The organism is Bordetella holmesii (genome assembly GCF_020735985.1).
Lineage (GTDB): Bacteria > Pseudomonadota > Gammaproteobacteria > Burkholderiales > Burkholderiaceae_B > Bordetella > Bordetella holmesii.
In genome coordinates, this window is record NZ_CP085973.1 from 2,053,154 (window position 1) to 2,062,885 (window position 9,732).

The window sequence follows — 9,732 nt, forward strand, 5'->3', positions numbered from 1 at the left end:
CCCGCAGCCGGCCGAAACGTGAACCGCGTTTCAGGAGATTTCGGTCACGGGTACCCGCTGAGCAAGTGCCGTGAGCAATTCGTAGCCTATGGTGCCTCCGGATGTGGCCACCTCGTCTACGCTCGGGCCGCCCTCGCCCCAGAGCACCACGGGACTGCCCACCTGCGCGGCGGCAACCGGCCCCAGATCGACCGCCAGCATGTCCATGGACACGCGGCCCAGCACGCGGGTCGCCACGCCTGCCACCGTGATCGGTGTTCCCGTACCACAATGCCGCGGATAGCCATCCGCATAGCCGCAGGCCACCACTCCGATACGCATAGGCTCTGGCGCCGTAAAGCTGGCACCGTAGCCAACGGTCTGCCCCGCCCGCAGTTGCTGCACGCCGATGATCTCGGATGTCAGTGTCATGGCCGGCAACAAGCCCAGCGCAGCCGCGTTTTCATCGTCAAAGGGCGAGGCGCCGTACAGACAGATCCCTGGCCGGACCCAGTGCGTATCGGATCCAGCGTGGCCGACCGCCAACTGAGGATAGCGCAATGTTCCTGCAGAGTTGCACACGCTGACCGGCCCCGGCAGTCCTTGCGTGGCTGCCTGGAACACCTCCCATTGCCAATACGGACCTTGCGCGCTGTCCGCCGTGGCGAAGTGCGTCATCTTGCCCACGCTGCCCAACACGCCGCGCGCTTGCAATTGGCGCGCTGCCTCATAGGCCTGGCCATAGTTCTGGGGGGCGAAGCCGAGACGGTTCATTCCGCTGTTGAGCTTGACCATGGCGTTGATGCGACGCAGGGGGCGTATGTGCGTCAACATGTCCAATTGTTCCTGGCAGTGTATGGCCGTGCTCAGGTGATAGCGATCGAGCCAGTCCAGGTCGCTGACGTCAAAAAACCCCTCCAGAAGCATGATCGGGCCGCCCCACCCGGCCTCACGGCAGCGGACGGCCTCGTCCAGATCCAGCATCGCCAGGCCCTGCGCCTGCGAGAACGCGCCAACAGCGCGCTCGATGCCGTGCCCGTACGCGTTGGCCTTGATGACGGCCCAGATGGAGGGCGGCACGCCCCCCTCGAGCTCGGCCCGGTGATCCAGATGCCGGCGCACAACGGAAAGGTTATGACGCAAAGCCGAGGGCGAAATCAAGGCGGAGATGGGACGTGGCATGGTAGCTTTCTTCCTGAGTCGGATAGTCTAACGTATCCAGACATGGCGGCCCCACGGGCCGCGGCCGTCGTCCAGCCGCTCTGCGGCACGTCTTTCCCATGTCATCATGGCTGTTGATCACTACGAAAATTTCCCTGTCGCCTCCATTTTGCTGCCGCGTCCCCTGCGCCAGGCCGTGCGCGACATCTATCGCTATGCGCGCGCCGCCGATGACATCGCCGACGAAGGCGATGCCGACGACTCGCAACGCCTTAGCAGCCTGGAGCGCTTTCGCCATGAGCTGCACCGCATCGGCAGCGGCCCGAACCAGCCGGGCCCGCCTGACCTGGCGTCCATCTTCGACCCCCTGGCCTCCACCATCCGGCGTCATCAGTTGCCGATCACACCGTTTTTTGACCTCTTATCCGCCTTCGAGCAGGACGTCGGCACCCGGCGCTACGCGGACTTCGCAAGCCTGCGCGACTACTGTTCGCGCTCGGCCGACCCGGTCGGACGACTGATGCTGCATCTGTACGGCGCCGCTTCGGACGAGAACCTGCGCGACGCGGATGCCATTTGCACCGGCCTGCAATTGACCAACTTCTGGCAGGATGTACGGGTGGACTGGCGCAAAGGCCGCGTCTACCTCCCTCAGGAGGATCTGCAGGCGCATGGCGTGAGCGAGGACGACCTGGCCGCCTGCCGGCTTACTCCCGCCTGGAGCGCGTTGATGGCTTTCGAAATCGAACGCACGCGCGCACTGCTACACTCTGGCGCTGCGCTACCGCGCCGCCTTCCCGGCCGCATCGGTTTCGAATTGAAGCTGGTGGTCCAGGGCGGTTTACGCATCCTGCAACGCATCGAGCAGGCCAACTACGATGTTTTCATGAATCGCCCGCAACTAGGTGCCCGCGACTGGGCGCTCATGGCGTGGCGCGCCCTAATTTGACATGACCCCTGACGAATACTGCCAGGAGAAAGCCGCCAAAAGCGGCTCCAGCTTCTACTACGCCTTTCTGTTTCTGCCTCCTGAGCGGCGGCGCGCCATCACGGCCCTGTACGCCTTCTGCCGAGAGGTGGACGACGTCGTGGATGAAAGCACCGACGCTCAATTGGCCCGCGTGAAGCTGGGCTGGTGGCGCACACAGATTGACGCCATGTTCGCGGGCAACCCCGAGCACCCCGTCACACGTGCGCTGCAACCGCACCTCCAGCCCCATGGCCTGAGCCGGCAACGCCTGCTGGCTGTCATCGACGGTATGGAAATGGACCTGGACCAAACCCGCTATCTCGATTGGCCGGGTCTGCGCAAGTATTGCTGGCATGTGGCTGGCGTGGTGGGCGAGATGTCCGCGGCGATCTTCGGTTATTCCGATGACGCCACGCTGGAGTACGCCGCCAAACTGGGGCTGGCGTTCCAGCTCACCAACATCATCCGTGATGTGGGCGATGATGCCCGTCGTGGGCGCATTTATCTGCCCATCAATGAATTGCAGCAGTTCGAGGTCAAGGCCAGCGATATTCTCAATGGCACTTATTCCGACAATTTCTCGGCCTTGATGGCCTTCGAGACGGCGCGGGCCCGCGAACTCTACCGCGAAGCCATGCAGGCGCTGCCCGCAGCCGACATTCGCGCCCAGCGGCCCGGCCTCATGATGGCCGCCATCTACTACGCACTGCTGGAAGAAATCGAACGCGACAACTGGCAAGTGCTTCATCAGCGTATTTCGCTCACGCCGCTGCGCAAACTGTGGCTGGCCTGGAAGACCTGGGTGGGTGGAGGTCGCGGCGTCGTGCGCAGGTTGGGGCGATGAAGGTCGCTGTCATCGGGGCCGGCTGGGCAGGGCTGGCAGCTGCAGCCGCCTTGCGTGAAGCCGACGCCAAGGTCACGGTCTTTGAAGCCGGCCGCACGCCCGGCGGGCGGGCGCGCCGCGTGGTGCACCCGGCCTTTGGCGCGGATTTGGACAACGGCCAGCACGTCATGCTGGGCGCCTATTCGGAAACACTGGCGCTTATGCGCCGCCTTGGCCGCAACCCCGACGCGCTTCTGATGCGCCGTCCCCTGCGGCTGACCAGCCTGGACCGCCAGTTTCTACTCTCGGCGCCCCCGCTGCCGGCTCCGCTGCACGCGGCAGCCGGCCTATTGCTGGCACGCGGCCTGAGCCTGGGCGAGAAATTCGCCGCGCTACGCTTGGTCCGCGCTTTGCAACACTGCCATTGGCAGCCACCTCGGGACTGGACCGTCGCCAGTCTGCTGGATTATCACGCACAACCCGAAGCGGTCGTGCGCAATGTCTGGGCGCCACTGTGCCTGGCGGCACTGAATACCCCGCTGGTGCAGGCCAGCGCTTCGTTGTTTGCCACGGTGTTGCTCGACACACTCGACGGCCACCGCCGCAACAGCGACGTGCTACTGCCCTGCGTCGATCTGTCGGCACTGTGGCCAGACGTGGTCGCGCTGCAAGTCAAGATGCGTTATGGCGATACCGTCCGACGACTCCAGCCCTCGGCCGGCGCGGTCGATGTCAATGACGAGAGTTTCGATGCTGCCGTGGTGGCGGTGCCACCTGCCATTGCGGCGCGGCTGTTGGGCAATGCCTTGCGGGGCTCGCAATCTCCCGGACTGCTGCGCGCGTTGCAGGCGTTCGAGTATCAACCGATCGCCACGTTGAACCTGCGCCTGGCCGCACCCTGGTCGCTGCCCGAGCCCATGATGATGCTGCGCGAGAACCCGGAGCGGGGTCAGGTGGGGCAATGGCTGTTCGACCGCGCCCGCTTGACCGGCAAGTCCAAGACCGGCGAGCTGGCATTGGTCAGCAGCGCCGCGGCCACTGTCGCCAATATGGAGCGGCAGAACGCCATCGATGCCTTGGTAGGACAAATCCAAGAGCAGGCGGCCAAAGCGGGCCTGCCTCCTCTGCCCGCCGTTGAGGTAGCAGAGCTTTTCATCGAAAAGCGGGCCACCTTCGCGTCGGTGCCAAAACTCACCCGGCCCTTGAACAGCACACCGTGGCCGAATCTGGCGCTGGCGGGCGACTGGACTGACACCGGCTACCCGGGCGTGCTCGAAGGCGCGGTGCGCAGCGGTCTGGCCGCCGCCCGAGTGCTGTTGTCGGCCCGGGCGGACTGAGGCGAAGATCAGCGGCCCAGATAATGGGCCGTCGCCAACCCCAACGCCGTCAGGCAAAGCGAGCCGGCCAAGCTGACGGCGGCGTAACCCGCCGCCGGCCCGATCTGCCCGCGCTCCAGGTATTGCACGACCTCGGCCGAGAAGGTCGAGAATGTCGTCACCCCCCCTAGAAAACCGGTCACGAGAGCCAGCCTCACCCAAGGCGGCCATTCCGGGTGCAGGGCTACCAGACCCAGCACCAAGCCGATCAGGTAACCGCCCCCGAGATTGGCGACCAACGTCCCCCATGGCCAATGGCCATCATTGAATCTCAGACCGAGCAACCACCGCAGCCAGGCGCCAATCGCCGCGCCCACGCCTATGACCAGAAAATGGAAGGGAATCAGCATCGGAGCCGGACCGTTTGAACTAACCGGCGTGCCGCTTCATGCGCACGGCCAGCGCCAGCAGCAGGATGCCGAAGAAGACTGCGTACACGCCGATGACCCACACCAGCGCCAGCGCACCGGCGCCAGGCTGCATCACCAGCATCAGGCCGAAGACGAGCGAAATCAGGCCGGACAGTCCGTGCAGCCATTCATTGCGCATCGCCTTGCGAAAGCGGATGGCCGCGATGATCTGGAACACGCCTGAAACCATGGCCCAGAAAGCAATGACGTAGAGCAGCATCAGGGCCGTGATGCCCGGCCACAGAAAGGTCACGATGCCGGCAGCCAGGCCGGTGATCCCCACCAGAACCAGTGGCCACAGGGGCTTGTGCTGATCGCGGATGCGCCAGCCGGCGATCAACGCGAACACGCCGTCGACCAACACGTAGGCTCCCCAGACCATGACCAAAATCGCCAGTGTCAGTCCGGGCAGAAACATCGCCAGAAAGCCGAACAACACAGCCACCACGCCGCGCAAAGCGACCCAGCTCCATTGTTTTCCTACATTTTGCGCAACGTCGATCACGGTTATCTCCAAGGAAGATCAGCCCAGGGGGGCGGGTTGAGTACATCTTATCGCCCGATCCGTCCCCGCGCCACAACGCCGCCACGAAACACCCTGAAATAACCGCAGAACCAGCCCATTTAAGAGTGATTCTCATTAAATGTTAGAATTCGGCACCCTTGCGGCACTGCACAATGAAAGAGAGACACGCCAGCCAGCGACGCTCCTACTGGCTAAAAACACTACACACTTGGCATTGGATCAGCTCGGCAATCTGCCTGCTGGGCATGCTGCTGTTCGCCTTCACGGGCCTGACCCTCAACAACGCCTCGCACATCGAAAGCAAGGCCCGTGTCGAAACTCGCCACACCCGGCTGCCATACGCGGAGCTCGCGGCGGTCAAAGAGGCCGCCACGCGACGCGCGGCACGGCTGCCGCAGAGTGCTGGCGCGTGGCTGGAACGCGAGTTCGGCATTGACGCTTTGCGGGTCAAACCCGAGTGGTCTTCCGAGGAAGCGTATTTATCGTTGCCGCGAGCGGGCGGCGATGCTTGGCTGTCCATCGACATCCAGAGCGGCGAAGTCGAATACGAGCGCACCGACAGAGGCTGGATTTCCTACCTCAATGACCTGCACAAGGGCCGCCACACCGGCCTGGCCTGGAGCTGGTTTCTGGATCTGTTCGCCCTGGCCTGTCTGGTCTTCTCCCTGACCGGGCTGGTGCTGTTGAAAATGCACGCCGGGCATCGCGCCGCTACCTGGCCCATGGTCGGTCTGGGCGTGGTGATTCCTGTCGTGCTGGCACTGCTTTTCATTCATTGATCGCTCTCGCGGAAATCGTTATGCGCAAACTGTTGCTCTCCCTCGTCCTGGCCGGTGCCATCGCGCGCACGGCCCAAGCGGCGGACCTGAATGTCACCGTGGACATCCCCCGGCTGGATGTCGCCGAGTACCACCGCCCTTATGTCGCCATCTGGATCGAACGCGACGACCAGAGCGTGGCGGGTGATTTGGCCGTCTGGTATGACGTCGCCAAGAAAAACAACGAGGGTACCGAGTGGCTCAAGGACATGCGCCAATGGTGGCGCCGCAGCGGCCGCAATCAGCAATTCCCGGTCGATGGCGTCAGCGCAGCGACACGGCCGGCGGGCCGGCATGAGCTGGCGTTCACGGACAAATCAAAGCCGTTGGCCGATCTCAAACCGGGCCGTTACGCGGTCGTGGTCGAAGCCGCTCGCGAAGTCGGCGGCCGTGAGCTGCTGCGCCTGCCCTTTGTCTGGCCTCCCCAGTCTGCGGCCAGACAGACCGCCAAAGGCGAACACGAGCTGGGCGACATTGCTGTGCAGATCAAACCCTAACCTCACCTCTTTCGGAGTCCTGAATATGACGCTCTTGGCCAAACTGAGTCTTGCCGCCGCCCTCACACTGCCGCTGGCCGCACAGGCACACGACATGTGGTTGCTGCCTTCCTCGACCGTCCTGTCCGGCGCCAACAGCTGGGTGACGATTGACGGCGCGGTCAGCAACGATAAGTTCTACGCCAATCACGCTCCCTTGCGCCTGGACAATCTGGTCATCCTCGCCCCGGACGGCAGCCAGATTCAGGCTGAGAACGAACATCGCGGCAAGCTGCGCAGCACCTTCGATCTGCAACTGGCGCAAACCGGCACCTACCGGCTGGCCGTCGTCAACGACGGCGTGTTCGCGCGGTGGAAAGAGGATGGCAAGCCCAAACGTTATTTCGGCAAGGCCGACAGCCTGGCGCAGGCCGTCCCCGCCAAGGCCCAGGACCTCGAAATCACCCAGTCTCTGGGGCGCGTCGAGACCTTCGTGACCTCGGGCAAGCCGACGGCCCTCAAGCCCATCGGCCGCGGGCTCGAACTGGTCGCCATCAGCCATCCTAATGATCTGTATTCCGATGAGGCAGCAACCTTCCAGATGATGGTCGACGGCAAACCGGCCGCCGGCCTGGAGGTCACCATCGTGCCCGATGGCAGCCGCTACCGCGACCAGGTCGGTGAAATCGCCCTCAAGACGGATGCACAGGGCAAGTTCCAGGTCAAATGGCCGCATCCCGGCATGTACTGGGTCGAAGCCCGGCACGAAGACCACGCGGTGAACGTGCCCCAGGCCACGATGCGCCGCCTCACCTATGCCGGCACCCTGGAAGTGCTGCGTCCGTAAACGCTCATGCAGCACACTATCCTGCCGGTCCGGCACTACGGCGCGGCGCTATACCGTGCCGTTGCGCTGACCGGCGCCACCATGGGTACGACCTGGTCGGCGCGCCTATCGGCCTCGCTCTGTCTGTCAGACGCGCCTATCCGCGCGGCAGTGCAGACGGCGTTGGACGAGGTCGTGTCACAAATGAGCCATTGGGACCCGGACTCGGATCTGGCGCGTTTCAACCGTGCGCCAGCCGGCTGGCATGCGCTGCCACCTGCGTTACTGCACGTGCTGGCCTATGCGCTGGCCTTGGCCGGTGAAACGAGTGGCGCCTGCGATCCTACCCTGGGCGAATGGGTAGACATGTGGGGGTTCGGGCCACGTCGCGATGTCTCCGAACCGCCGTCCGCCGCGCTGCTCGCTCAGGCGGGCGCACGGTGTGGCTGGCAGCGTCTGGCACTGGACCTGCCTCGCGGTCTGGCTTTGCAGCCCGGCGGTCTGCGGCTGGATCTGTCAGCCATCGCCAAAGGCTATGGAGTCGACGCCGCTGCGCGGGCCTTGGATGCACTGGGTCTGCAGCACTATCTGATCGAGGTCGGCGGCGAGTTACGTGCGCGTGGCGTACGCCCCGACGGGCAACCGTGGCGCGTTGCCATCGAGGTGCCTGACGGCAGCGGATCGCACGCCCTGAGCGTGCCCCTGAAAGACCTGGCGATTGCCACCTCGGGCGACTACCGCCGCTACGGTGAGCACGAGGGACGCCGCTACGCGCATACCCTGGATCCGCGTAGCGGTCGGCCCCTGGACAACGACGTGGCCTCGGTCACGGTAGTGCATACCGGTTGCATGCAAGCCGACGCGCTAGCCACGGCCCTGACGGTCATGGGGCAAGCCGACGGAATGGACTATGCCCGGCGCCACGATCTGGCGGCACTGTTCATCGCGCGGGACCGTGACGGCTTGCGGCTGGCACCCACCCCGGCCTTCCTGGCGCTCGACGTAGTCCGCCTATGACAGCCCGTGTGGCAACGGCCCTCGTGCTTGTCATCGCCTGGCTGCTGCTGAGCTGGCGGGCCTGGCGCCGCAGCAGGCCAACGCCTGTGCCCCTTGCACAGGCCGAAGCCTGGCTGGTCGCCCACGCCAGTCAGACCGGACTTGCTCAGGAACTCGCCGAGCGCAGCGCCGAGGCGCTGCGTGCGGCCGGACAGGTCGCGGTGGTCGTGCCGTTGAATCAGGTCGACGCGCCGTGCCTGGCCCGCTGCACGCGCGCTCTCCTTGTGGTGAGTACCTATGGCGAGGGCGACGCGCCAGATGGCGCAGCGCGTTTTGCCCAACAGGTGATGCGCCCTGTCATGCACGGCAGCCTGCCCCAATTGCGTTATGCACTGCTGGCGCTGGGCGACAGCAGCTACGCCCGCTTTTGCGGATTTGGCCGCGAGCTGGACCAGTGGCTGGCTGCCCAAAAGGCACAACGGCTCTTTGACCGCGTCGAGGTAGACCGGGCCGATCCGGCGGCGCTGCGCCATTGGCAACGCGAACTGGCGGCCATCTGCGGCGCGGCCGACCCGCAGGTATGGCAGGCTCCCGACTACCAAACCTGGCGCCTGACAGCGCGCCAGCATCTGAATCCGGGAAGCTCAGCAGGCCCCTGCTATCTGGTGAGCCTGACCTGCCAGACGGAGGTCTTCTGGCAGGCGGGAGATATCGCCGAAGTCGGCCCGCGCACCGCGCCCCAGACTCCACTACAAAACCCGCGCGAGTACTCGATTGCCTCGCTGCCCGCTGACGGCTGCCTGCAATTGCTGGTCAGGCAACAACGCCATGCCGACGGCACCTTGGGCCTGGGAAGCGGTTGGCTGACACAGCGATGCCCTATCGGCGGGGAGGTGGCGCTGCGTGTACGCAGCAACCCGGGCTTTCATCTGCCACCTGGGCCCATGCCCCTCGTGCTCATCGGCAATGGCACCGGGCTGGCAGGTCTACGAGCCTGGCTCAAGGCACGCGTGGCGGCGGGCCACGGTCGCAACTGGCTCGTGTATGGTGAACGGCACCCGGCATACGACGCCCTGCTCGAGGACGAACTGCGGGCGTGGAAGGCAACCGGGATGCTGGCGCAACTCGATCTGGTCTACTCGCGTCAGGGCCAGGGCTATGTGCAGGATAGGTTGCGCGAACGCGCCGACGCCCTTCGAAGTTGGGTCGACAACGGAGCGACGATAGCCATTTGCGGAAGCCTGCACGGCATGGCCCAAGGTGTAGATGACGCGCTGAGCGACATCCTCGGCGTACCGCTTTTACTCGCGTTGCGCGCCGACGGCCGCCTGCGCCGAGACGTCTATTGAGGCGGCTCTGCACATAGCAGCA

Annotated in this window: 11 protein-coding genes; 8 read left to right on the plus strand and 3 right to left on the minus strand. The window is 64.8% G+C overall.

Going from position 1 to position 9,732, the window contains the following annotated elements; translation table 11 throughout:
• Window positions 1-30: 30 nt before the first annotated feature.
• Window positions 31-1,161 carry an alanine racemase gene (gene alr / locus LK440_RS09840; RefSeq protein WP_005013199.1) on the minus strand — a complete coding sequence of 377 codons (1,131 nt, stop codon included), beginning with the start codon at window positions 1,159-1,161 and terminating at the stop codon, window positions 31-33.
• A gap of 106 nt (window positions 1,162-1,267) precedes the next feature.
• On the opposite strand from alr, the gene hpnC reads away from it, so the two are divergent.
• The 3 genes from hpnC to hpnE are packed head-to-tail and all read left to right on the plus strand — an operon-like array spanning window position 1,268 to window position 4,270.
• Entirely contained in the window at window positions 1,268-2,089 is an 822-nt protein-coding gene (gene hpnC, locus LK440_RS09845; protein ID WP_005013197.1) for a squalene synthase HpnC, read from the plus strand.
• 1 nt (window position 2,090) lies between these two features.
• Entirely contained in the window at window positions 2,091-2,954 is an 864-nt protein-coding gene (gene hpnD / locus LK440_RS09850; RefSeq protein WP_005013195.1) for a presqualene diphosphate synthase HpnD, read from the plus strand.
• Window positions 2,951-4,270 carry a hydroxysqualene dehydroxylase HpnE gene (gene hpnE, locus LK440_RS09855; protein ID WP_005013194.1) on the plus strand — a complete coding sequence of 440 codons (1,320 nt, stop codon included), beginning with the start codon at window positions 2,951-2,953 and terminating at the stop codon, window positions 4,268-4,270. Before hpnD ends, hpnE begins: the two co-directional genes overlap by 4 nt.
• Before the next feature lie 8 nt (window positions 4,271-4,278).
• On the opposite strand, the gene crcB is transcribed toward hpnE, so the two are convergent.
• Both crcB and LK440_RS09865 read right to left on the minus strand, forming a co-directional pair.
• Window positions 4,279-4,659: a fluoride efflux transporter CrcB gene (gene crcB / locus LK440_RS09860; protein WP_005013192.1), complete on the minus strand. Its 381-nt coding sequence runs from the start codon at window positions 4,657-4,659 to the stop codon at window positions 4,279-4,281.
• 19 nt (window positions 4,660-4,678) lie between these two features.
• Window positions 4,679-5,137 (minus strand): HdeD family acid-resistance protein, encoded by a 459-nt coding sequence (locus LK440_RS09865; protein WP_407651383.1) that lies wholly within the window; start codon window positions 5,135-5,137, stop codon window positions 4,679-4,681.
• A gap of 260 nt (window positions 5,138-5,397) precedes the next feature.
• Here LK440_RS09865 and LK440_RS09870 point away from each other — a divergent pair, with 260 nt between their 5' ends.
• From LK440_RS09870 to LK440_RS09890, 5 genes are read left to right on the plus strand one after another with little or no spacing between them, the layout of a single operon-like run.
• Window positions 5,398-6,024 (plus strand): PepSY-associated TM helix domain-containing protein, encoded by a 627-nt coding sequence (locus tag LK440_RS09870; RefSeq protein WP_025341391.1) that lies wholly within the window; start codon window positions 5,398-5,400, stop codon window positions 6,022-6,024.
• A gap of 20 nt (window positions 6,025-6,044) precedes the next feature.
• Entirely contained in the window at window positions 6,045-6,560 is a 516-nt protein-coding gene (locus tag LK440_RS09875; protein ID WP_005013162.1) for a DUF2271 domain-containing protein, read from the plus strand.
• A gap of 25 nt (window positions 6,561-6,585) precedes the next feature.
• Window positions 6,586-7,386 (plus strand): DUF4198 domain-containing protein, encoded by an 801-nt coding sequence (locus tag LK440_RS09880; protein ID WP_005013160.1) that lies wholly within the window; start codon window positions 6,586-6,588, stop codon window positions 7,384-7,386.
• 6 nt (window positions 7,387-7,392) lie between these two features.
• Entirely contained in the window at window positions 7,393-8,382 is a 990-nt protein-coding gene (locus tag LK440_RS09885) for an FAD:protein FMN transferase (protein WP_005013159.1), read from the plus strand.
• Entirely contained in the window at window positions 8,379-9,710 is a 1,332-nt protein-coding gene (locus tag LK440_RS09890) for a sulfite reductase subunit alpha (RefSeq protein WP_005013157.1), read from the plus strand. The genes LK440_RS09885 and LK440_RS09890 overlap by 4 nt, the downstream gene beginning before the upstream one ends.
• Window positions 9,711-9,732 lie beyond the last annotated feature (22 nt).

Excerpts from the sequence above, each read along its gene's own strand:
- alr (WP_005013199.1), bottom strand. The coding sequence starts at position 1,161 with ATGCCACGTCCCATCTCCGCCTTGATTTCGCCCTCGGCTTTGCGTCAT.
- hpnC (WP_005013197.1), top strand. The coding sequence starts at position 1,268 with ATGGCTGTTGATCACTACGAAAATTTCCCTGTCGCCTCCATTTTGCTG.
- hpnD (WP_005013195.1), top strand. The coding sequence starts at position 2,091 with ATGACCCCTGACGAATACTGCCAGGAGAAAGCCGCCAAAAGCGGCTCC.
- hpnE (WP_005013194.1), top strand. The coding sequence starts at position 2,951 with ATGAAGGTCGCTGTCATCGGGGCCGGCTGGGCAGGGCTGGCAGCTGCA.
- crcB (WP_005013192.1), bottom strand. The coding sequence starts at position 4,659 with ATGCTGATTCCCTTCCATTTTCTGGTCATAGGCGTGGGCGCGGCGATT.
- LK440_RS09865 (WP_407651383.1), bottom strand. The coding sequence starts at position 5,137 with ATGTTTCTGCCCGGACTGACACTGGCGATTTTGGTCATGGTCTGGGGA.
- LK440_RS09870 (WP_025341391.1), top strand. The coding sequence starts at position 5,398 with ATGAAAGAGAGACACGCCAGCCAGCGACGCTCCTACTGGCTAAAAACA.
- LK440_RS09875 (WP_005013162.1), top strand. The coding sequence starts at position 6,045 with ATGCGCAAACTGTTGCTCTCCCTCGTCCTGGCCGGTGCCATCGCGCGC.
- LK440_RS09880 (WP_005013160.1), top strand. The coding sequence starts at position 6,586 with ATGACGCTCTTGGCCAAACTGAGTCTTGCCGCCGCCCTCACACTGCCG.
- LK440_RS09885 (WP_005013159.1), top strand. The coding sequence starts at position 7,393 with ATGCAGCACACTATCCTGCCGGTCCGGCACTACGGCGCGGCGCTATAC.
- LK440_RS09890 (WP_005013157.1), top strand. The coding sequence starts at position 8,379 with ATGACAGCCCGTGTGGCAACGGCCCTCGTGCTTGTCATCGCCTGGCTG.